General features: G+C 64.0%; 21 protein-coding genes. 11 read left to right on the forward strand and 10 right to left on the reverse strand.

The features are described from left to right. Positions 1-2 precede the first annotated feature (2 nt). On the reverse strand, positions 3-1,097 hold the full coding sequence (gene hppD / locus Q1A85_RS08900; protein WP_299687401.1) for a 4-hydroxyphenylpyruvate dioxygenase: 1,095 nt from the start codon (positions 1,095-1,097) through the stop codon (positions 3-5). Between the two features lie 137 nt (positions 1,098-1,234). On the opposite strand from hppD, the gene Q1A85_RS08905 reads away from it, so the two are divergent. Next, entirely contained in the window at positions 1,235-1,690 is a 456-nt protein-coding gene (locus tag Q1A85_RS08905) for an Lrp/AsnC family transcriptional regulator (RefSeq protein WP_299687402.1), read from the forward strand. Positions 1,691-1,707: 17 nt separating this feature from the next. Then, positions 1,708-3,594: a monovalent cation:proton antiporter-2 (CPA2) family protein gene (locus tag Q1A85_RS08910; protein WP_299687403.1), complete on the forward strand. Its 1,887-nt coding sequence runs from the start codon at positions 1,708-1,710 to the stop codon at positions 3,592-3,594. A gap of 3 nt (positions 3,595-3,597) precedes the next feature. Here Q1A85_RS08910 and cobT read toward each other — a convergent pair whose 3' ends face one another. Further along, positions 3,598-4,605: a nicotinate-nucleotide--dimethylbenzimidazole phosphoribosyltransferase gene (gene cobT / locus Q1A85_RS08915; protein WP_299687404.1), complete on the reverse strand. Its 1,008-nt coding sequence runs from the start codon at positions 4,603-4,605 to the stop codon at positions 3,598-3,600. 75 nt (positions 4,606-4,680) lie between these two features. On the opposite strand from cobT, the gene Q1A85_RS08920 reads away from it, so the two are divergent. Beyond that, positions 4,681-5,424 carry an adenosylcobinamide-GDP ribazoletransferase gene (locus Q1A85_RS08920; protein ID WP_299687405.1) on the forward strand — a complete coding sequence of 248 codons (744 nt, stop codon included), beginning with the start codon at positions 4,681-4,683 and terminating at the stop codon, positions 5,422-5,424. Between the two features lie 59 nt (positions 5,425-5,483). On the opposite strand, the gene Q1A85_RS08925 is transcribed toward Q1A85_RS08920, so the two are convergent. The 5 genes from Q1A85_RS08925 to Q1A85_RS08945 all read right to left on the reverse strand — a co-directional run bounded on the left by Q1A85_RS08925 (position 5,484) and on the right by Q1A85_RS08945 (position 10,544). Then, positions 5,484-5,999 carry a CarD family transcriptional regulator gene (locus Q1A85_RS08925; protein WP_299687406.1) on the reverse strand — a complete coding sequence of 172 codons (516 nt, stop codon included), beginning with the start codon at positions 5,997-5,999 and terminating at the stop codon, positions 5,484-5,486. 309 nt (positions 6,000-6,308) lie between these two features. Then, positions 6,309-6,644: a ferredoxin FdxA gene (gene fdxA, locus Q1A85_RS08930; RefSeq protein WP_299687407.1), complete on the reverse strand. Its 336-nt coding sequence runs from the start codon at positions 6,642-6,644 to the stop codon at positions 6,309-6,311. A gap of 51 nt (positions 6,645-6,695) precedes the next feature. Continuing rightward, a complete protein-coding gene (locus Q1A85_RS08935) occupies positions 6,696-7,082 on the reverse strand; it encodes an RNA-binding S4 domain-containing protein (RefSeq protein WP_299687408.1) in 387 nt (128 codons plus the stop codon). Further along, complete coding sequence (locus Q1A85_RS08940) at positions 7,083-9,965, reverse strand: helicase-related protein (RefSeq protein ID WP_299687409.1); 2,883 nt, start codon at positions 9,963-9,965, stop codon at positions 7,083-7,085. A gap of 21 nt (positions 9,966-9,986) precedes the next feature. After that, positions 9,987-10,544 carry a tetratricopeptide repeat protein gene (locus Q1A85_RS08945; protein ID WP_299687410.1) on the reverse strand — a complete coding sequence of 186 codons (558 nt, stop codon included), beginning with the start codon at positions 10,542-10,544 and terminating at the stop codon, positions 9,987-9,989. Positions 10,545-10,618: 74 nt separating this feature from the next. Here Q1A85_RS08945 and Q1A85_RS08950 point away from each other — a divergent pair, with 74 nt between their 5' ends. The 8 genes from Q1A85_RS08950 to Q1A85_RS08985 all read left to right on the forward strand — a co-directional run bounded on the left by Q1A85_RS08950 (position 10,619) and on the right by Q1A85_RS08985 (position 18,734). Further along, positions 10,619-10,909: an SCP2 sterol-binding domain-containing protein gene (locus tag Q1A85_RS08950; protein ID WP_299687411.1), complete on the forward strand. Its 291-nt coding sequence runs from the start codon at positions 10,619-10,621 to the stop codon at positions 10,907-10,909. Positions 10,910-10,913: 4 nt separating this feature from the next. Then, a complete protein-coding gene (locus Q1A85_RS08955; RefSeq protein ID WP_299687412.1) occupies positions 10,914-11,855 on the forward strand; it encodes an alpha/beta hydrolase in 942 nt (313 codons plus the stop codon). Positions 11,856-11,883: 28 nt separating this feature from the next. Further along, positions 11,884-12,879 (forward strand): ligase-associated DNA damage response exonuclease, encoded by a 996-nt coding sequence (locus Q1A85_RS08960; protein ID WP_299687413.1) that lies wholly within the window; start codon positions 11,884-11,886, stop codon positions 12,877-12,879. After that, a complete protein-coding gene (locus Q1A85_RS08965) occupies positions 12,876-14,468 on the forward strand; it encodes an ATP-dependent DNA ligase (RefSeq protein WP_299687414.1) in 1,593 nt (530 codons plus the stop codon). The genes Q1A85_RS08960 and Q1A85_RS08965 overlap by 4 nt, the downstream gene beginning before the upstream one ends. Then, positions 14,461-15,324 (forward strand): amidohydrolase family protein, encoded by an 864-nt coding sequence (locus Q1A85_RS08970; protein WP_299687415.1) that lies wholly within the window; start codon positions 14,461-14,463, stop codon positions 15,322-15,324. The genes Q1A85_RS08965 and Q1A85_RS08970 overlap by 8 nt, the downstream gene beginning before the upstream one ends. A gap of 123 nt (positions 15,325-15,447) precedes the next feature. Beyond that, positions 15,448-17,268, forward strand: coding sequence for a M3 family oligoendopeptidase (locus Q1A85_RS08975; protein ID WP_299687416.1), 1,821 nt, complete (start codon positions 15,448-15,450; stop codon positions 17,266-17,268). 134 nt (positions 17,269-17,402) lie between these two features. After that, positions 17,403-18,470: an AraC family transcriptional regulator gene (locus tag Q1A85_RS08980; RefSeq protein WP_299687418.1), complete on the forward strand. Its 1,068-nt coding sequence runs from the start codon at positions 17,403-17,405 to the stop codon at positions 18,468-18,470. Between the two features lie 78 nt (positions 18,471-18,548). Then, positions 18,549-18,734 carry a hypothetical protein gene (locus tag Q1A85_RS08985; RefSeq protein WP_299687419.1) on the forward strand — a complete coding sequence of 62 codons (186 nt, stop codon included), beginning with the start codon at positions 18,549-18,551 and terminating at the stop codon, positions 18,732-18,734. A gap of 38 nt (positions 18,735-18,772) precedes the next feature. On the opposite strand, the gene Q1A85_RS08990 is transcribed toward Q1A85_RS08985, so the two are convergent. The 3 genes from Q1A85_RS08990 to Q1A85_RS09000 form a co-directional block, all read right to left on the reverse strand. After that, on the reverse strand, positions 18,773-19,306 hold the full coding sequence (locus Q1A85_RS08990) for a contractile injection system tape measure protein (protein WP_299687421.1): 534 nt from the start codon (positions 19,304-19,306) through the stop codon (positions 18,773-18,775). Between the two features lie 21 nt (positions 19,307-19,327). Beyond that, positions 19,328-19,597 carry a DksA/TraR family C4-type zinc finger protein gene (locus Q1A85_RS08995; protein WP_299687423.1) on the reverse strand — a complete coding sequence of 90 codons (270 nt, stop codon included), beginning with the start codon at positions 19,595-19,597 and terminating at the stop codon, positions 19,328-19,330. Between the two features lie 140 nt (positions 19,598-19,737). Continuing rightward, a complete protein-coding gene (locus Q1A85_RS09000) occupies positions 19,738-20,703 on the reverse strand; it encodes a Gfo/Idh/MocA family oxidoreductase (RefSeq protein WP_299687425.1) in 966 nt (321 codons plus the stop codon). Between the last annotated feature and the right edge of the window lie 14 nt (positions 20,704-20,717).

The raw sequence follows: 20,717 nt of genomic DNA on the forward strand, positions 1-20,717 counted from the left end.
GCCTATTCCGCCGCCAGTTCACCCGCGTTGATCTGCTCCTGCTCGATGCTCTCGAACAGCGCTTTGAAATTCCCCTCGCCAAAGCCGTCATCGCCCTTGCGCTGAATGAACTCAAAGAAGATCGGCCCGATCACGGTCTTTGAAAAGATCTGGAGCAGGATCTTGGTCTCGCCCCCGTCCACGACCCCTTCGCCGTCAATCAGGATGCCGTGCCGTTTCATCCGGTCCAGCGGCTCATCGTGGCCGGCAACGCGCGTTTTGGACAGGTCGTAATAGGTGTCGGGCGGGCCGGGCATGAATTTCAGCCCGTTTGCCGCAATCGCATCCGTGCTGTCATAGATGTCGTCGGACCCCACGGCGATGTGCTGAATGCCCTCGCCGTTGTACTTTTTCAGATAGGCCACGATCTGGCCCGTCTCTCCACGGTCTTCGTTGATCGGAATACGGATGCGCCCGCAGGGCGATGTCAGCGCCCGGCTGAACAGCCCGGTAAACTTGCCCTCGATATCGAAAAACCGGATTTCCTTGAAGTTGAACAAGTCCCCGTAGAACCGGAACCACGTGTCCATGTTCCCCTTGTGGACGTTGTGAGTCAGGTGATCGAGGTAAAAGAACCCGACGCCGCGCGGCTTGGACTGTGCCAGCCACTCGTATTCGCCGTTATAGGGCGAGGTGTCGTGATACTGATCCACGAAATAGATGAGGCTGCCGCCGATGCCATAAATCGCAGGCACGTCCAGCACCTTGCCGTCGCCCTCATAGGGCGTCGCCCCCAGCGCCACGGCACGTTCGAACGCGTGCTGCGCATCCGCGACGCGCCAGCCCATCGAGGGCGCACAGGGCCCATGATCTTCGACAAAGCGGGCGGCAAAACTGTCTGGATCGGCGTTCAGCACATAGGTGATATCGCCCTGCTGCCACAGTTCGATCTGCATCTGCTTGTGCCGTGCCACCAGCGCGTAGCCCATGCGCCGGAACACGGTCCGCAATTCTTCGGGATCGGGGCTGGCAAATTCGACAAACTCGAACCCGTCGGTTCCCGCCGGGTTGTCCGCGGTGATCTGCGATTTTGGTGCGTTGTGCGGAAACGGGCCCATCTGGTTTCTCCTTGTGCCTAAGCTTTGCGCATATATGCACCGCCGCACGCGCAATGTCCGCGCAAACACTTGACGCACCCGCCTGTAGCGCGCGACCTTTGCGCACGAAATGGCGAAACCACGCGAAAAGGACGCACATGCTTGATTCCACCGACGCGCGCCTGCTTGCCGCCCTCCAGACCAACGCCCAAGCCACCGCACAAGAGCTTAGCGACCAGTTGCACCTGTCGGCCAGTCAGGTGGGTCGCCGCCGTCAGCGCCTTGAGGCCGAAGGCTACATCCAAGGCTACCGTGCCCGGCTCGATGCCGCGCGGCTGGGCCTCAGCGTGCAGGGTTTTGTGCAGGTGCAACTGGGCGTCCATGGCACGGAACACGCCGCCAGCTTTGCCAAACTGGTGCACACAACGCCCCAAATCACCAGCGCGTGGACGATGACGGGCGATGCGGACTATCTGCTGCGCGTGTACTGTGCGGACTTGCCCGCACTCAACGTCCTGATACATGATGTGTTGTTGACGCATCCTGCGGTTGCGAAAGTGCACAGCCAGATCGTCATGGACCAGCTCAAGCAGGATGGTCCCCTGCCCACCTGACCCTCCGGGAGACACCCATGGAAGGCTTTCTCTACCAAGCCTCGATCTACCTTGCCGCCGCCGTCATCGCGGTGCCGATTGCCGCGCGGTTGGGATTGGGGTCTGTGTTGGGTTACCTCGCGGCGGGTATCATCATCGGCCCCGCATTGGGGCTTGTCGGGTCCGAGACAGAGGACTTGCAGCACTTTGCCGAATTTGGCGTGGTGATGATGCTGTTCCTGATCGGGCTCGAGCTTGAGCCGCGCGCACTTTGGGACATGCGGCACAAGTTGCTGGGGCTGGGCGGGTTGCAGATCGTGCTGTCGGCGCTGGCGCTCATGGGCATCGCAATGGCGTATAACCAACCATGGAGCGTGGCATTGGCCATTGGCCTCACGCTGGCGCTGTCTTCGACCGCGATCGTGCTGCAAACCCTGTCGGAAAAGGGGTTGATGCAGACAAGCGGCGGGCGATCGGTGTTTTCTGTTTTGCTGACGCAGGACATCGCGGTGATCCCGATCCTTGCGCTTTTGCCGCTGCTCGCCGTGTCTCTGCCCGTACAGATCAGCCCCGACGGCTCCATCGCGCGGGACAGCGATGCGCACGGTGATGGTCATGGCGGCGGGCACGGCATGGATATGAGCCTCGTAGACGGGCTGCCCGCATGGGGTGTGACCCTTGTCACCATCGCTGCTGTGGCGGCTGTGGTTCTTGCGGGCATCTTTCTGACGCGACCTGTGTTCCGGTTCATCCATGCCGCGCGCCTGCGCGAGATGTATACCGCGCTGGCGCTGTTGATCGTTGTGTCAATCTCGTTCCTGATGATGCTTGTGGGGCTGTCGCCCGCGCTTGGCGCTTTTATCGCCGGGGTGGTGCTGGCCAGTTCCGAATTCCGGCACGAACTGGAATCGGACCTTGAGCCGTTCAAGGGGCTGCTCTTGGGGCTGTTCTTCATCACCGTGGGGGCGGGCATCAACTTTGTCCGCCTGTTCGAAGACTGGCCCGCGCTGCTGTCCATGGCCATCCTCGTGATCGTGGTCAAAGGTCTGGTGCTGTATGGGCTTGCCGTCACCTTCAAGATCCGGGGCCGTGACCGGTGGCTCTTCACGCTGGGTCTGGCGCAGGCGGGCGAGTTCGGCTTTGTCCTTGTTGCCTTTTCCGTGGGTCAGGACGTGATCCCGCAGCGCATTGGTGAGACGCTGCTGCTGGTTGTCGCGCTGACCATGCTGATCACGCCGCTGCTCTTTATCCTGTACGAGGTGATCAACCGCCGCATGGGCGACATCATCCCCGAACAGGAAGCGGACGAGATCGACGAACAGGGCCCCGTCATCATCGCGGGGATCGGACGTTTTGGGCAGATCGTGAACAGGCTCGTGCAGGCGTCAGGCTTCAACACCGTTGTGCTCGACCACAATATGGAAACCATCGCGCTGATGCGCCGGTTTGGCTTCAAGGGGTTTCTGGGCGATCCCACCCGCCCCGATATTCTGCACGCCGCAGGCCTCGACAGCGCCTCGATCCTCGTGGTTGCACTGGACGACCCGGCGGCGGCCACGCGGCTCGTGGCCTATGCCCGCGCCGCACGGCCCGACCTACATATCATCGCGCGTGCCTATGACCGAACCCACGTCTACCGCCTGTACCAAGCAGGCGCAGACGACATCATCCGCGAGATGTTCGACAGTTCCCTGCGGGCAGGGCGCTACGCGCTCGAACATCTGGGGCTCAGCGATTACGAGGCGGCGGAAGCCGAAAAACTGTTCTATCACCACGACCGCGACGCCGTGCGGCAGCTTGCCGAACTGTGGGACCCGGATATCCCCGCCTACAAAAACGAAGCCTACGTGGCGCGCGCCAAGGCGCTGGAGAAAGAGCTGGAGTTCAACCTCGCCGCCCGCGCCGAAGAGCCAAAGCGCGCCTGATCCTCAACCGTCCGCCACACCCGCTTCGGCAAAGGTTGCCATGCCCGAATGACAGGCGATGGCGCCCTTGAGGACGCCAATGGCCAGCGCCGCGCCCGACCCTTCGCCCAGCCGCAGGCCCAGTGACAGCAGCGGCGCCTTGCCCAACGCGTCCAGCATCCGGCCATGCGCGCCCTCGGCACTCAGGTGGCCCGCGACGCAGTGATCCAGCGCGGCGGCCTCCGTTTTGGCCAGCGTGGCGGCTGCGGCGGTGCAGATGAACCCGTCCAGAATGACCGGGATGCGCAGCGACCGCGCCCGCGCAATGGCACCCGCCATCCCCGCCAACTCGCGCCCGCCAAGGCGGCGCAGCACATCCAGCCCGTCACCCGCATCCGCGTGGCGCGACAGCCCTGCGTCCACAATCGCTGTCTTCTGCGCCAGCGCATCGCCGACAACGCCGGTGCCCGCGCCCGTCCAATCCGCCGCCGCACCGCCAAACAGGCGCGCCGCAATGGCAGAGGCCGACGTCGTGTTGCCGATCCCCATCTCCCCCACCACAAGCAGATCAGACCCGGCATCCACCGCGTCCCACCCTGCCCGCAATGCCGCGACCACATCCGCGTCGGTCATCGCCGGACCTGCGGTGAAATCCGCCGTCGGGCGGTCAAGCTCCAGCGGGACAACGTCCATGCGCGCGCCAAAGGCCCCCGCCAACTGATTGATCGCAGCGCCACCAGCGGCAAAATTCGCGACCATCTGCACCGTCACCTCGGGCGGAAAGGCCGACACACCGCGCGCCGCAACCCCGTGATTGCCCGCGAACACGATCACCTGCGGTGCCTCTATCGCGGGGCGCGGCGTGCCGCGCCACCCGGCATACCACTGGGCCAGATCCTCCAGCCGACCCAGCGCGCCGGGGGGTTTGGTCAGCTGGCCATTGCGCTCTGCCGCGCCGGTCTGTGCTGCCGTGTCGGGGCCGGGCATGGCGGCTAGAAGGGCGCGCAATTCATCAAGCGTTTCAAAGGACATGGATCAGAACCTTCTTGCCTCAGGGTCCCCCGCTCATTACCCAAAGCGGACCGGCCCGCAAGACGGTTAAGGGACATGAGCGACAACAAATCCGACATCTTCTGGGATCTGCCTGCAGCCTTTGTGCTGCTCACCCGTCTGCCCCTGCCCGCCTTGCCCGATGCGGCCTTTGCCGGGGCCGCCCGCGCGGTCTGGGCCTATCCGGTGGTGGGGCTGGTGCTGGGCGGGGTCGCCGCCGCTTTGGGGGCCGGGCTGACCGCATTGGGCCTGCCCCCGCTGCTGGTCGCCGGAGGTGTGCTGGTGGCGCTGGTGATGCTGACCGGGGCCATGCACGAGGACGGGCTGGCCGACACCGCCGATGGGCTTTGGGGCGGCCTGACCCCCGCACGGCGGCTCGACATAATGAAAGACAGCCGCATCGGCACCTACGGCGTGTTGGCGCTGGTGCTGGCCATGGGCCTGCGCTGGCAGGGCTACGCGCTGGTCAGTTGGGCCGAACTGATCTGCGCGCTGGTGCTGTCACGGGCGGCAATGCCGCCCTTGATGCTCGCCCTGCCCCATGCGCGCGCGGACGGGCTGTCCAAAAGGGTTGGCAAGCCGGGGATGCCGCCTGTCGCGGCGGCGGGTGCCATTGCCGTGGTCGTGGCGCTGGTTCTGACGGGCGGCAGCGGCCTTGTTGCGCTGGCGCTTGCCGCGGGGACGGCCACCGGGATGGCGGCACTGGCCCGGCGCAAGATCGGCGGACAAACCGGCGATATCCTCGGGGCCACGCAGATGGTGGTCGAGATTGCGGTTCTGCTGACCTTCGTGGCGCTCTGAGCACGAAAAAGCCGCGCCCGAAGACCGGACGCGGCACCAAAATTTTCAGGCCCTTGCGCTTAGGCTGCGGCGGCGCGGCTCATCAGAACACCGCCGATTTCCTGCGCTGCGGCACCTTCGTCGCCACCGGATACGGCAGCCACTTCGCGTGTCAGACGCTCAAGGGCGGCTTCATAAAGCTGCCGCTCGGAATAGCTCTGCTCGCGCTGGTCGTCGGTGCGGTGCAGGTCGCGCACGACCTCCGCAATCGCGATCAGGTCGCCTGAGTTGATCTTTTGCTCGTATTCCTGCGCCCGGCGCGACCACATGGCCCGCTTGACCTTGGCCTTGCCCTTGAGCGTCTTCATCGCGTGGGCAATGACATCCGGGCTCGACAATGCGCGCATTCCGATCTCGGTTGCCTTGTTGGTGGGCACGCGCAGCGTCATCTTGTCCTTCTCGAACGAGATAACGAACAGCTCAAGCGAGATGCCGGCCACTTCCTGGCTTTCGATCGACACGATCTGGCCCACGCCATGGGCGGGGTAGACCACAAATTCGTTAGGGCGGAAGTCGAGCTTTTTCGTTTTTGTCATTCTTGATCCTCTTGCATGACGTCCGGAACGGGGTGCCTCTTGTGACAGTCAAAACCGCATCGGGCGGGGCAAGCATTGCCTCGTCTCGGTGCGGTTCGGGGTCATTTCGATACGCAAAAGGCGCTGGGGAGGCCTTTTGACAAGCAGTGTCCATATGTCAGTTATGAGACATACCATATCATAAAATCGGCCCCGCCGAAAGTTGACGCAGGGGAAGATTTTGAATTAGCAGGCGTTTTTAGGCCCTTAGAGCGGGTTTTTCGCGTCCCAAGTCGCTGCAACGCACCCCAGAGCGATTCGATTCGCGGCCTAGCCGCCTTCGCCGGGGGCCTCGGAAAACAGGTCCATCTTGCCCTCTTTGCCATCCATTTCGTCGGCGGTGGGCAGCGGGTCCTTCTTGGTGATGATGACCGGCCACATCTCGGAATACTTGCGGTTGAACTCGACCCATTTTTCCATGTCCGGTTCGGTGTCGGGGCGGATCGCGTCGGCAGGGCATTCGGGTTCACACACACCGCAGTCGATGCATTCATCAGGGTGGATCACCAGCATGTTCTCGCCTTCGTAAAAGCAATCCACCGGGCACACTTCGACGCAGTCGGTGTACTTGCAGGCGATGCAGCTGTCGTTGACGATATAGGTCATTCGGGCGGGATCCTCGGATATGTCAGAAGGTAGCTAGACCAGCGCGCGCGGTCATTCAAGATGGCGGGACCGGGAAAGGTCAGCCTGCCGCCGGTCCTTTTTGGTGGGGCGCCCTTTTCCCTCGTAGCCGGGGTTTTGCGGAACGGGCGTTTCGCGCGGCGGCGGTGGCGCGGAATGATCGGTATAGAGGGTCTGCGCCTCGGGCGCGGGGCCGCGCCGTGTGCCAAGCGCCGCAACCTCGATCACGCGGACATGTTCCCCAATGGCAAAGGTCAGCATGTCGCCCGGTGCGATGGTCGAGGACCGCTTGGTCACGCGGGTGCCGTTCACCCGCACGTCACCGGCCGCCACACGGGCTGCGGCCAAGGTGCGCGTCTTGAAGAACCGGGCGAACCACAGCCATTTGTCCAGCCGCAATTTCCCGGCGTCCTCAGACACTTACTTGTCGTCCTTCAATCCCATAAGTGCCGCGGCAAAGGGATTGTCAGGGTCGATCTGCTTTTCTTTCTTGGGCGGACGGGCCGAGAAATTCTGGGGTTTGTTGCCGCCCCCCTTGCCCTGCGGTTTGCCCTTGCCACGGGGTTTGCCGCCCTGTGGCGCGCCCTTGCCGCGCGGCTTGCCCTGCGGGCGGCGGTTGCCACCGGCATTGCGCGCCCAAGTGAAGGTGTAAAAGACCTCCATCTCCACTTCGGAGTCCGCCGCGTCGGGGGCGGTGCCGGGGGCGATCTCCGTCTCTGATTCTGCCGGGATGGCGGCGGCCACCTCCGGTGTCTCTGCGGCTTCGGTGATGATGGACGCCTGTCCGTCATCCGCGATGTCCGCGACACCCTCGGGCACGTCCGCCGGGGCGGACGCTTCCGGCGCTGCGGTGGCCGGGGCCGTGTCGCCCGCATCCATCACCGGCGTGTCCGCTTCGGGCTGGCCCGCCACAACGGCGTCGACCGCCTTGACCTTCTCGCGTTCGCCCTTGTCGGCCTTGTAGCCCAAGCCCTCCATCAGCCCCGCAAACTGCTCCAGCGTCATGCCCGTGATCGACAGCATGTCGGCCTTGGCCTCGAACCCGCCGCGCGAATCCTCGGCACGCAGCATATCGGCCAACCGCTCCAGCATATCGATCCGAATGGCCCGCTCGCCCGCGTTGCGGTAGCCCGCCATGGTGTCAGCCCCACGTGGCGCATCTGTCATCGCAGGGATCGTCACAAGGCCCGGCGGGGGCGATTCCGGGAACGTGTCGAGACCCTGTGCCAGCGACCACAGCACCAGCCGCAGCCGCGTCGGCGCAGGCTTTAGCAACAGGGGCATGAATATCGTGAACTGTCCGAACCGGATGCCGTGCTTGCGCAGCGCGCCGCGCGCATCCTGATCCAACGCCTTGACGTCATCGGCAACCGTACCGCGCGGCAGCACGCCCAGACCCTCGACCATCTGAAAGGCAAAACCCTTGGCCAGCCCGGTCAGCGCTTCGTCCTTTTGCAGGCCCAGCAGCGGCTCGAACAACGCGGCCACCTTGCGGTCAATGAAATGCTGCAACCGGCGCTGCACCTTTTGCGCAACCTCCGGCCCGGCCACGTCATCCACAAACACCTCGACCTGCGGGCGCAAAGGCTCTGTGCCCGCCACCAGCTTGCCCACCGCCGAGGTGCCCCACATCAGCCCCCCCTGTTCGGTGAAATCAATCTCGGTGTCCGGCGCGTTATAGAACCGGTCGGCGCGCAGATGGAAATGCGGCGCCAGCGCCTGCAAGGCCGCCGACTTGATCGTCTTGGCCTCTGCGGCGTCCGCGCCCTTGTCCTGGCTGAACCGGAACCCATCGAGACGGCCGACGAATTCGCCCTCAACCGTCACTTCACCTGCATCATTTACTTCGGCCACCATGGCCTCCTTCTGGCCCAGCCGGCGCAGCAATACGGATGTGCGCCGGTCTACAAATCTCTGCGTCAGTTTCGCGTGTAACGCGTCCGACAGTCGGTCTTCTACATGGCGGGTTGCGTCCCGCCAATGGCTTTCATCGTCCACCCAGCCCTTGCGCTGTGCGACATAGGTCCACGTGCGGATAAACGCCAACCGCTTGGAGATCGCGTCGATATCGCCATCGCTGCGGTCAATGCGGTTGATCTGGCGCCCCACCCAGTCATTCGGAATTGTGCCCCGTTCGTGCAAGTAACGAAAGATAACGTCCAACAGCGCAGAATGTTCCTGATGACTGATGCCCCGGAAATCGGGCACCCGGCATACGTCCCACAACAACCGCACCGAAGGGGCGTCCGTGCAGCGCGCGACGACCTCTGCCCCGTCCGCCAGCGATTTCAGCGCCATGACGTCATCTGCCTCACGGGCGCGCACCAACTCCTCGCGCGGGGGGGCGGCCTCCAGCGATGTGATCAGCGCGTCAATGGTGCCGAACCGCAAATCCGAATTGCGCCATTGCAGCTTTTTGAGCGGGGTAAAGCGGTGGTCCATGATGGCCTGCGCCACCCCGTCCTCCAGCGGGCGCACGTCGCCCGTCACGCCAAAGGTGCCGTCCTTTTGCCCGCGCCCCGCGCGACCGGCGATCTGCGCCAGTTCGTTCGGGGCCAGCGGACGCATCCGCCGCCCGTCAAACTTGGTCAGCGACGAAAACGCCACGTGATCAATATCAAGGTTCAGGCCCATGCCAATGGCGTCCGTCGCGACGAGGTAATCGACCTCGCCCTGCTGATACATCTCGACCTGTGCGTTGCGCGTGCGCGGCGACAGCGCGCCCATCACCACAGCAGCGCCCCCTTTCTGGCGGCGCAGCAATTCGGCAATGGCATAGACGTTATCGACCGAAAACCCGACGATGGCGCTGCGCGGGCGCATCCGGCTGATCTTTTTCTGGCCCGCATATAGCAGATGGCTCATGCGCTCTCGGCGCATATATTGCGCCTCCGGGATCAGCGCCGAGATCGGGCCGCGCATCGTGTCCGCGCCCAGAAACAACGTCTCGTGCAGGCCACGCGACCGCAGCAGGCGGTCGGTGAACACATGGCCGCGTTCGGGGTCCGCGCATAGCTGGATTTCGTCCACGGCGAGGAAATCGCATCCCATGCCCTCGGGCATCGCCTCGACCGTGCAGACCCAGTATTGCGTGCGCGGCGGTACAATCCGCTCCTCGCCGGTGACCAGCGCCACAACGGACGGACCGCGCAACGCGACGATCCGGTCATAGACCTCGCGCGCCAGCAGACGCAGCGGCAGGCCGATCACCCCTGTGCGGTGGCCCAGCATCCGGTCGATGGCATAGGTCGTCTTGCCCGTATTGGTGGGGCCCAGTACGGCCACCACCCTGCCCTGTGACATCGGCGCGTTCCTCTTTGGCGATCAGAGCTCGCGGCCAATCCCGCGCCGCTTGAGCTGGTCCAGCGCAGTGGTGGCGTTTTCGTGATGCGGATGCAAGTCCAGCACATGGCGAAACGCTTCTTCGGCGCGCGCATAATCTCCGAACTCCTGAAACATGACGCCCAGCCCGAACATGGCGTTGTAATTGTCGGGGTTCAGCGTCAGCGCTTTTTCCAGATCGGACAGGGCCGGACCATAGAGGTCTTTCATGTAATAGGCGGTGGCGCGTGCGTGCCAGCCTTCGGCAAAGTCCGGCGCATGGTCCGTGACAGCCGTCAGATGCGCGATGGCCGCATCCAGATCCTCGTCCTCCATCGCCTCGCGCCCCCGGCGCAACAGCAAATCGACAGTGGTCGAACCTGACAATTCCCACAAACGCTCTATCTCGCGCGTCAGACGGGTAGCCTCTGCCGGTTCCGCCGACTGCAAGGCCTGCAACATCTCGTCAAGCGATGATTGCGCAACCGCAGGTAAGGAATTCCCGACTGTGAGTAAAACTGCCGTGACGACAGGGTAGAGTTTGGAAAATCTGATGCCCATAAAGAGAAATGTAACAGGCCGGCTGGCAAATTCCACACGCCATTGGCCCCCAACCCGCAAAAAGGGCATCAAAGATGAGTGACACAGTGACCGAGGCCGTGGCCGTCCTGAACCAAAAGCTGGCAGATGCCAACTTTTCCGGCACCGCCAAGTTCGACATAGAAGGCGAGGGCGCAATCATGATGGACGCCAATGGCGCACGCGCAGGCGACGAACCCGCCGACGTCACGCTAAGCGCGGATGCAGACACGTTCCGGTCGATCCTCGAAGGCGACACCAACCCCACATCCGCCTTTATGACCGGCAAGCTGAAGGTCGACGGCGATATGGGCATGGCGATGAGCCTCGCGTCGGTCCTTGCTTGATCATATGACATTAAAGGCCGCCCCTCTTTTTACCGATTTCGGTGCGGGGCCCGCGGATGGGGCGGCTTACTGGCTTAAAACGTCAGACGGGGTGCGGATTCGCATCGGCGTCTGGCCTGCGTCCAAGGCTGTGGGCACGGTGCTGCTGTTCTGTGGCCGGACCGAATATGTCGAGAAATACGGCATCGCGGCGCATGAACTGGTGCAGCGCGGCTATACGACGGTGGTGGTGGACTGGCGCGGACAGGGGCTGGCCGACCGGCTCTTGGGCAATACCAGCATCGGCCATGTCGAGGATTTCGGCGATTATCAGAAAGATGTGGCGGCTGTCCTGAATGCGACGCGCACGCTGGACCTGCCCGAACCGCTGTATCTGCTGGGCCATTCCATGGGCGGCAGCATTGGCCTGCGCGCCCTGTACGAAGGGTTGCCCGTCGCGGCCGCAGCCTTCACCGGACCGATGTGGGGCATTGCGATGGCCGCGTATCTGCGTCCGGTCGCATGGAGCCTTGGCCGTGCCATGCCCGCCGCCGGGCTGGGCAACGTGCTGGCGCCGGGCACCAGCATGACCCATTACGTGCTCGCCTCCCCGTTCGAGGATAACACGCTGACCCGCGACCGGGAGATGTGGCAGATGATGCAGGACCAACTGCGCGCCCACCCGGAACTGGCCCTAGGCGGCCCCAGTGTGACGTGGCTGCGCAAGGCGCTTGACGACACCAACGCCCTGTCCCTACGGCCCTCGCCCGACCTGCCATGCGTCACCTTCATGGGCGACAATGAACGCATCGTCGATGTGGGCCGCGTCCACGCCCGCATGGCGCAATGGCCCAAGGGCACCCTGCACGTGATGCAAGACGCCGAACACGAGGTCATCATGGAAGACGCGGCCACCCGCACGTGGCTCTTTGACACCATGGTGCAGACCTTCGCAGAGGCTGGCTAAGCCCGCGCCCCATGCTACGTTAGGCGTCATGGGCGCGCTCACCTTCACCCCCTCCGGCATCTACTGCGCCGCGGGCGATTTCTATATCGACCCGTGGCGCCCCGTGGACCGCGCCCTGATCACCCATGGCCACGCCGATCACGCCCGGTCCGGCATGGGGTCCTACCTTGCCACGGACATCGCCGCCCCGGTCATGCGCCACCGCCTCGGCGACATCCCCATCGACGCCGTGCGCTATGGCGAGACCCGCCAGATCGGCGGCGCCACCGTGTCTTTTCACCCCGCAGGCCACGTGCCCGGCTCCGCCCAGATCCGGGTCGAGGTCGCAGGCGAGGTCTGGGTGGCCTCCGGCGACTACAAGGTGGTCGATGACGGCCTCTCCACCCCGTTTGAGCCGGTGCCTTGCCACCATTTCATCACCGAAAGCACCTTTGGCCTGCCCGTGTTCCGCTGGCAGCCACAGGACGTCATCGCGCGCGAGCTGAATGGCTGGTGGGCCGCCTGTGCCGCCGCGGGCAAAACCGCCTTTCTTGGCTGCTATGCCTTGGGCAAGGCCCAGCGCCTGCTCACACTCCTGAACCCCGATCAGGGGCCGATCCTCACCCACACCGCCATCGAGAACACCAACGCCGTGCTGCGCGGCCAAGGCCTCCGCTTGCCCGACACCGTGCCCGCAGGCCCGGACCTCACGCCCAAGGACCATCCGGGCGCCATCGTGCTTTGCCCTCCGTCGGCCATCGGTTCTGCATGGGCGCGCAAGTTCGGGGCACAGGAAACCGGCTTTGCCTCCGGCTGGATGGCCCTGCGCGGCATCCGCCGCCGCCGCGCGGGCGACCGCGGCTTTGTCATCTCGGACCATGCGGACTGGCCCGGCCTGCTGGACGCGATCAAGGCCACACAGGCTGAAAATATATACGTCACACATGGTTACACGGATATCTTCAGCCGTTACCTCAATGAAAACGGCTGGGCCGCCCAAGTGATCCCCACCGAATTCGGCAGCGAAGAGGAAGACGCGGCATGAACCGCTTTGCTACGCTGTTCAACGCCATCGACCAATCCACCAAAACCACGGTCAAGGTCGCCGCCCTCGCCGACTATTTCCGCGATGCACCGCAGGACGACCGCATCTGGACCATCGCCATCTTTTCTGGCCGCCGCCCCAAACGCGCCGTCACCACGACCAAACTGCGCGCATGGGCGGCAGAGCGTGCAGGCATCCCCCTGTGGCTGTTCGAAGAGGCCTACCCGATTGTCGGCGACCTCGCCGAAACCATCGCGCTGGTTCTGCCCGCGCCCGCCCAGAGCAGCGACCACAGCCTGTCATATTGGATCAACGCCCTGCGCGCCCTCACCGACAGCGACGAGGACGCCAAAAAGGCGTTTGTGCTTGACGCCTGGGACCAACTGCCACCGACCCAGCGTTTTCTCTTCAACAAGCTGCTCACAGGCGGCTTTCGTGTCGGCATCAGTCAAAAGCTGATGACCCGCGCGCTGGCCCGTGCCACCGACCGGGACGAGGCGGAGCTGGCCCACCGCCTGATGGGCGACTGGGACCCGGCCAGCATCACATGGGCCGCCCTGATCGAAGAGGACGACCCCGCCGACAACGCCTCGCGCCCCTACCCGTTCTACCTCGCCTACGCGCTCGAAGACGCGCCCGAAGCGCTTGGCGCGCCCAGTGATTGGCAAGCCGAATGGAAATGGGACGGCATCCGGGGCCAGCTTATCCTGCGCGGCGGCGCCCATTTTGTCTGGTCGCGCGGCGAGGAACTGATGACCCACCGGTTCCCCGAATTTGCCCGCGCGGTGGATTTTGTGCCCGACGGCACCGTGCTCGACGGCGAGATCCTCGCATGGGGACAGGACCAGCCGCAAAGCTTCAACGCCCTTCAGCCCCGCATCGGACGCAAAACCGTGCCGAAAAAGCTGCTGCAAGAGGCGCCGGTGATCCTGTACGCCTATGACCTGCTGGAATGGCAGGGGCAGGACCTGCGCGGCCAGCCTCTGTCGAACCGCCGCGCCCGGCTTGAAACGCTCTGTGCCGATCTGCCCCCGGATGCCCCGATCAAGCTGGCCCCCCTCGTCCCCTTCGACAGCTGGGACAAGCTGGCTAAGGTCCGCCAAACCGCCCGCGACGCGATGGCCGAAGGGTTGATGGTCAAACGCCGAGACAGCCTCTATGGCACAGGCCGCAAAAAGGGCGACTGGTGGAAATGGAAACTCGACCCGCTCACCATCGACGCGGTGATGATCTATGCGCAATCGGGCCATGGCCGCCGCGCCAACCTGTTTACCGATTTCACCTTCGCGGTGTGGAAGGGCAATGACCTCGTCCCCTTCACCAAGGCCTATTCCGGCCTCACGGACGATGAGTTTCGCAAGATCACCGCTTGGGTAAAAAAGAACACACTGCAACGCTTTGGCCCGGTGCGCTCCGTCACACCGCATCACGTGTTCGAAATCGCCTTTGAGGGCATTCAGGCCTCACCCCGGCACAAATCCGGCGTTGCCCTGCGCTTTCCCCGGATGAGCCGCTGGCGCCACGACAAACCGGTTCAGGAGGCCAACACCATGGACGACCTCAACGAGATGCTGCGCACCTATGGATAACGCAGCCGCACCTTTTGCACCCACACGCCCCCGAACGCCGCTGCCAACGGGGGCTTGGGATGCCCATGTCCACCTGCTGGGCGGCCCCGAACACCCGCTGTCGCCCACGCGGGCCGAAAACCCGCCGCCGGACATTGGCTTTGACGGCTGGATTGCGCTGTACCGCGACCATCTGGCGGCACTGGGCTGCACACATGGCCTGATTGTCCACTCGATCCTCTACGGCACCGACAACAGCGTGACGCTGGCAGCCCTCAAGGCGATGGGCACCGGGTTCCGGGGGGTGGGCCTGTTGCCGGACGGCGCCGCTGCCGCCGATGTCGCACGGTTTGCCGACGCAGGCATTGTCGCCATCCGCCTGAACTACGTGCATGGCGGCGTGCTCAGCTGGGCCGGTGCCAAGGCGCTGGCGCCCGTGCTCGCCCGGCACGACATGCATATCCAGATGCTGTTGCACGCGGACATACATATCGCCGAACTGGCGGACGATATCCGCGCCCTGCCGGTCCCACTTGTCATCGACCATTGCGGCTGGCCCACGTCGCTCAATCCGAACATTCCGGCAATCGACACGCTCTGCGCCCTGCTGGCCGAGGGTCACATCTATGTAAAACTGTCGGCCTCTTACCGCCTCACCCGCGACATCGCGCAAACCCAGCCGCTCATGCGCAAGCTCATCTCCGCCAACCCCGATCACATTCTCTGGGGGTCCGACTGGCCACATATCATGCTGAACAACGCCCATATGCCGCACGCAGCCCAACTCGCCGATATCGTCACCGAAATTGCCACCGACGCAGAACGGCAAAACATCTTCGTGACCAATCCCCAAAGGCTTTTCACTTCTTCTCTTTGAAAAATACTCCGGGGTCTGGGGCAGCGCCCCAGCCGGTCGCCGCATCCACATGCGGCGAAACCCTTGCCCCCACCGACGCCGCCCCATACCTATGCCCAAATGCGAAACCAAAGGTGCCCTCACATGTTCCAGCTCCCCTTCCCCGTCCGCGATGCCAATACCAGCGCCGGAGGAGAGCCGCTGGGCAACCTGCCCGAATGGAACCTTGATGACCTCTACACCGGGCAGGACGCGCCCGAACTGAAACGCGATCTCGACTGGCTCGAAACCGCCTGCCAGTCCTTCGCCACCGATTACGAGGGCAAGCTCGATACGCTGGACGCAGGCGGCCTGCTCACCTGCATCGAACGGCAGGAGCGCATCAACCAGATCGCAGGCCGCGTCATGTCCTATGCGGGCCTGCGCTATTACCAGCAGACCACCGACGCGGACCGGGCCAAATTCATGTCCGACGCGCAGGAAAAGATCACCAACTACACCACCCCGCTGGTCTTCTTCACCCTCGAACTCAACCGGCTCGAGGATGACCACCTCGACGGCCTGCTGGCCCAAAACGCCGATCTGGCCCGGTACAAGCCGATCTTTGACAAAATCCGCGCCATGAAACCCTACCAATTGTCGGACGAGCTGGAAAAATTCCTGCACGATCTGGGCGTGGTGGGGGACGCGTGGGAACGGCTCTTTGACGAGACCATCGCCGGCCTCACCTTCGACATCGAAGGCGACACTTTGGGCATCGAAGGCACGCTCAATTTCCTCACCGACCCCGACCGCGCCAAACGCGAAACCGCCGCCCGCGAACTGGCGCAGGTCTTTGGCGACAACGTCAAAACCTTTGCCCGCGTCCACAACACCCAAGCCAAGGAAAAGGAAATTCTCGACCGCTGGCGCGGGATGCCCACCGCCCAGACAGGCCGCCACCTGTCGAACCAAGTGGAACCGGAGGTGGTCGAGGCGCTGCGCAATGCCGTGGTCGCCGCCTACCCCAAGCTCAGCCACCGCTATTACGAGCTGAAACGCAAATGGCTCGGCCTCGACGTGATGCAGGTCTGGGACCGCAACGCGCCGCTCCCGCTCGAAGATCCGCGCATCGTGAACTGGGACGAGGCGCAAAAAACCGTCATGGACGCCTACACCGCCTTTGATGCGCGCATGGGCGAACTGGCCCACCCCTTCTTCACCAAGGGCTGGATTGATGCGGGCGTCAAGCCGGGCAAGGCCCCCGGCGCCTTTGCCCACCCCACGGTGACGGACGTGCACCCTTACGTCATGCTCAACTATCTGGGCAAACCGCGCGACGTGATGACGCTGGCGCATGAACTGGGCCATGGCGTGCACCAAGTGCTGGCCGCCGGTCAGGGCGAGATGCTGTCTTCCACCCCCCTGACCCTCGCCGAAACCGCCAGTGTATTTGGCGAAATGCTCACCTTCCGCAAAATGCTCGACGGGGCCGAAACACAAGATCAGCGCAAGGTCCTGCTCGCCGGCAAGGTCGAGGATATGATCAACACCGTCGTCCGCCAGATCGCCTTCTATGACTTTGAATGCAAACTGCACGAGGCCCGGCGCGGCGGTGAACTCACCCCCGAGGACATCAACGCCCTGTGGATGTCCGTGCAGGCGGAATCCCTCGGCCCCGCCTTCGCATTCATGGACGGGTACGAAACGTTCTGGGCCTACATCCCCCACTTTGTCCACTCGCCCTTCTACGTCTACGCCTACGCCTTTGGCGACGGGCTGGTGAACGCGCTCTACTCGGTCTATGCCGAAGGGGCCGACGGGTTCGAGGACAAGTATTTCGACATGCTCAAGGCTGGCGGCTCCAAACACCACAAGGAACTGCTCGCCCCCTTTGGCCTCGACGCCTCCGACCCCAAATTCTGGGACAAGGGCCTCAGCATGATCTCGGGCTTCATCGACGAACTTGAAGCGATGGAAGGCTGACACCCCGATCCGCCGCCAAAGACGCGCCGATTTCAGAAATCGGCGCGTCTTTTTGCAAAAATCGGTGCGCGTTGCAGGTGTCGGACGGTTAGGGTGTCATGGACCCCACCGCGATCAAGAGGGCCGCGATGCAAATGATCTATCTCGACCTTGCGCTGCGCGGCGGCGGCATCACATTGCTTGTGCTGCTTGCAACCCTGCTCTGGTGGGCCCCGATCGGGTGGGAGGGACGGCTGTCCATCACCGCCGTTGCCGCCACCAAATCCGCCTTTCTGATCACCACGGCGGCGCTGCCTCTGGACCTGCACCCGCTGGTGCTGGCCAACCTCACTTTGCTGACCAGCTTTACGCCCGCCGCGATCACGTGGCTGATCATTTCGATCTTTCTCGATCCCCCGTGGCGGCGCTGGCCGTGGATTGTGGCCGCGCTGGCCACCTCCGTGGTTTTTTACGCCAGCCAAGCACGCCCCGACACCTACCTGCTTTGCCTGCCCTTTGCCGTGGTGCTCTATGGTGCGCTGCTGGGGCTTGCGCTGTGGTCGGCGCGTGGCGATCTGGTGGAATGCCGCTGCCGGGCGCGGCCCGGATTTGCCGCCGCCATTGCCGGGCTGGCCCTGTTCCTGACCAGCGCGCAGATGACCGGGCTGATCGACGAGGGCTCCGTGCTGCTGGCTCTGCTCCAGTCGCTGTCGACCTTGGGCGTGACATTGGCCTTTGCCGCATGGCTGTTGCGCCCGGACGCAAACCGCTGGCCCGGCGAGACCGAGGCACCGGCCCTGTCCGCCCTGCCCCTGCCAGAGGACGTTCAGGACCCTGCCCTGATGACCCGCATTCAGTCTGCGATGGCCGCCGGGATCTGGCGCGAAGAGGGTCTGACCATCGGCGCATTGGCCAGCACACTGGCGGTGCCCGAACACCGCCTGCGCCGTGCAATCAACCGAGGGCTTGGGCACCGCAACTTCTCCAGCTTCATCAACCGCGCCCGGATCGAGGCGGCCTGCGCCACGCTTTCCGACCCCGCCCGCATGAATATGACCGTGCTTGAGATTGCCTATGATGTGGGCTTTGCCTCGGTCGGGCCGTTCAACCGGGCGTTCCGCGCCGAGATCGGGCACAGCCCCACCGAATATCGCCGCATCGCCCTGTCGGGCGACATCGCCGATTCCGCGAAAGTATCGCCGATCCCTGCAAACCTGCACTGATTTTCGAAACCGACGCGCATCGGGCGCTGAAACCGCTCAGATGACAGGCATCCCCGCCACGCCAAAGGAGATGCCAAAATGCGTGACCTTGCTCTTGCCCTTCTGATTGCCATTGCCAGCTACACCCCTGTGGCGGCGCAATCCATGCCAACCCTGCCCCCGGTGGTTTTTCCAACTGCGGGCACCTTTTGCGGCGTGATGACCCTGTGCCAGCCCAAGGCCACCGCGCCCAAGCCCGAACGGACCGTCACCATCCGCGACTAGGGACCATGGCACAGCGGCGGCGCGCATCACGCGCGCCGTCAGGCGCCGCGCCAATCGACGTGCAGGGGCCGGTCCATCCACGGCAGCGCAACAGTGGCAAGGCTCCACGGCAATTGCTGCAACAGCATGTCATAGGGGCCGCGGGCGACGCGCAAGGTAGCCGTGCCGGTCGTTGGCGCGTCCAGCAGCCACCCGTCCCTCCGGACAAAGCTTTGGCGCAACCCGTCCGCGCTGACATGTTCCATAGGTGGCCACGCCCGACAGACCTGTCGCAGCACTTCGTCACACAGCGCCGCTGCGTCCCGGCTCACCGGGATGGCGTCCGCTGCGGTGCGCAGCGGCACCCCGCACAAGGTGTTTTCCAACTCCATGACGCCCGATTTTGGGCTGCACCCTCCCAAGGCGATATGGTGCAGCAGGCTTGCACCGCGCAGCGCCGCCGCCGGGTTCTGAAAATCGCCGCTGCCGCGCAACAGGCCTGACCTCTGGAACAGCCGTGTCAGAAAAGGCCAGAACAGAACAAGCCCCGCCACATCGGTCACGCCGTTCTGTTGCAGGTCCTCACCGCGCATCGCTGGCCACTTTCCTGCCGCTCACTTCAACTGACTGTCTTTCGATCCGCGCCGGTTGATCCCGCCCCGCACCTTATACGCCGCGTCGCGTTCGGCCACGCAATCGACGCACAGTTTCACCCCCGGAACGGCCTGCCGTCGGGCCTCGGGGATCGGTTCTTCGCATTCCGCACAATGGGTCAGGCTCTCGCCCTGCGGCTGACGTCGCGCCTTCATCCGCGCCAACTCATCCGCGACCGACGCTTCGATCTGTTCGCTCACCGCCCCGTCTTTCGCCCATCCGCCAGCCATGATGCCTCTTTCGTCTCTGTCCCTAAAAAATCCCCCCCGGAGGGCCGGTTTGCCAAGGTGCAAACCTTAAGGAATTGTAAATTCGTCTCTGTAACCCATTGTTTTTTGGTGCCCGCCCCCCTGTCCCAGCGTGGGACAGCTCAGCGGCCCACCTCCAGAACCCGGTCGATCATTTCCTGCGTGCCGCGCGAAAATTCCAGCGAACAGGGATAGTCTACCCCCTCCCGCACCGACCTGCAAAATGCCTCCACCTGCAACTCATAATGCCGCGCGGCGGGAAAGCGGATCGTCTCCACCGCCAGCCCACCCCGATGCCATTCAATCCGCGCCTCCCCAAAGACCTGCGCATTGAACGGGGCCGTCAGGCGGATCACCCCCTCCTCCCCGTGAAAGCACATCTCCTGATAGGGATGCATCCGGATCGATACATAGGCGGAATAGGTCACGTCTCCAAACCGGGCCTGCACATCCGCAAAGGTGTCGTATCCGTCCTCCAGCATTACCCGCGCCGAGATGTCCGAGGCCTCCGTCCCCAGCACGTAGCGGGCCGAGCCGAACACATAGACCCCGATGTCCCGCAGCCCTCCACCCCCCGTTTCGGCGCGGTTGCGGATATTGCCCACATCCGCCCGGTTGTCGAAGGAAAAGGCTCCCGTCACGTGCCGCACCCGCCCGATGGCCCCGTCCGCCACCATCTGCCGCGCCTGCTGCCATTGCGGGTGATGGACGATCATGTAGGCTTCCGCCGCCAGCTTGCCTGATGCGTCCCGCGCCGCGATCAGTTGGTCGAATTCCTGCGCCTGCATCGTGATCGGCTTTTCGCACAGCACGTGCTTGCCTGCGGCCAGCGCTTTCACTGTCCACTCCACATGCATGTGATTGGGCATTGGGATGTAGACCGCGTCGATACGCGGGTCGTCCAGCAGCGCGTCATAACTGTCATGCACCGCAATCCCCGGACAGAACGCCGCAAAGGGGCCTGCCTTGGCCACGTCCCGCGTCGCAACCGCCGCCAGTTCCGCGCCGCGCGCCGCGTGGATTGCAGGCCCCATATGCTCGCGCGCAAATTTCGCCGCCCCCAAGATCCCCCATCTGACCGTTTCCATGCCCGCACCTTTCC

Source organism: uncultured Tateyamaria sp., from assembly GCF_947503385.1.
In the GTDB taxonomy this organism is placed as follows: Bacteria; Pseudomonadota; Alphaproteobacteria; order Rhodobacterales; family Rhodobacteraceae; genus Tateyamaria.

Excerpts from the sequence above, each read along its gene's own strand:
- hppD (WP_299687401.1), bottom strand. The coding sequence starts at position 1,097 with ATGGGCCCGTTTCCGCACAACGCACCAAAATCGCAGATCACCGCGGAC.
- Q1A85_RS08905 (WP_299687402.1), top strand. The coding sequence starts at position 1,235 with ATGCTTGATTCCACCGACGCGCGCCTGCTTGCCGCCCTCCAGACCAAC.
- Q1A85_RS08910 (WP_299687403.1), top strand. The coding sequence starts at position 1,708 with ATGGAAGGCTTTCTCTACCAAGCCTCGATCTACCTTGCCGCCGCCGTC.
- cobT (WP_299687404.1), bottom strand. The coding sequence starts at position 4,605 with ATGTCCTTTGAAACGCTTGATGAATTGCGCGCCCTTCTAGCCGCCATG.
- Q1A85_RS08920 (WP_299687405.1), top strand. The coding sequence starts at position 4,681 with ATGAGCGACAACAAATCCGACATCTTCTGGGATCTGCCTGCAGCCTTT.
- Q1A85_RS08925 (WP_299687406.1), bottom strand. The coding sequence starts at position 5,999 with ATGACAAAAACGAAAAAGCTCGACTTCCGCCCTAACGAATTTGTGGTC.
- fdxA (WP_299687407.1), bottom strand. The coding sequence starts at position 6,644 with ATGACCTATATCGTCAACGACAGCTGCATCGCCTGCAAGTACACCGAC.
- Q1A85_RS08940 (WP_299687409.1), bottom strand. The coding sequence starts at position 9,965 with ATGTCACAGGGCAGGGTGGTGGCCGTACTGGGCCCCACCAATACGGGC.
- Q1A85_RS08945 (WP_299687410.1), bottom strand. The coding sequence starts at position 10,544 with ATGGGCATCAGATTTTCCAAACTCTACCCTGTCGTCACGGCAGTTTTA.
- Q1A85_RS08950 (WP_299687411.1), top strand. The coding sequence starts at position 10,619 with ATGAGTGACACAGTGACCGAGGCCGTGGCCGTCCTGAACCAAAAGCTG.
- Q1A85_RS08955 (WP_299687412.1), top strand. The coding sequence starts at position 10,914 with ATGACATTAAAGGCCGCCCCTCTTTTTACCGATTTCGGTGCGGGGCCC.
- Q1A85_RS08960 (WP_299687413.1), top strand. The coding sequence starts at position 11,884 with ATGGGCGCGCTCACCTTCACCCCCTCCGGCATCTACTGCGCCGCGGGC.
- Q1A85_RS08965 (WP_299687414.1), top strand. The coding sequence starts at position 12,876 with ATGAACCGCTTTGCTACGCTGTTCAACGCCATCGACCAATCCACCAAA.
- Q1A85_RS08970 (WP_299687415.1), top strand. The coding sequence starts at position 14,461 with ATGGATAACGCAGCCGCACCTTTTGCACCCACACGCCCCCGAACGCCG.
- Q1A85_RS08975 (WP_299687416.1), top strand. The coding sequence starts at position 15,448 with ATGTTCCAGCTCCCCTTCCCCGTCCGCGATGCCAATACCAGCGCCGGA.
- Q1A85_RS08980 (WP_299687418.1), top strand. The coding sequence starts at position 17,403 with ATGATCTATCTCGACCTTGCGCTGCGCGGCGGCGGCATCACATTGCTT.
- Q1A85_RS08985 (WP_299687419.1), top strand. The coding sequence starts at position 18,549 with ATGCGTGACCTTGCTCTTGCCCTTCTGATTGCCATTGCCAGCTACACC.
- Q1A85_RS08990 (WP_299687421.1), bottom strand. The coding sequence starts at position 19,306 with ATGCGCGGTGAGGACCTGCAACAGAACGGCGTGACCGATGTGGCGGGG.
- Q1A85_RS08995 (WP_299687423.1), bottom strand. The coding sequence starts at position 19,597 with ATGGCTGGCGGATGGGCGAAAGACGGGGCGGTGAGCGAACAGATCGAA.
- Q1A85_RS09000 (WP_299687425.1), bottom strand. The coding sequence starts at position 20,703 with ATGGAAACGGTCAGATGGGGGATCTTGGGGGCGGCGAAATTTGCGCGC.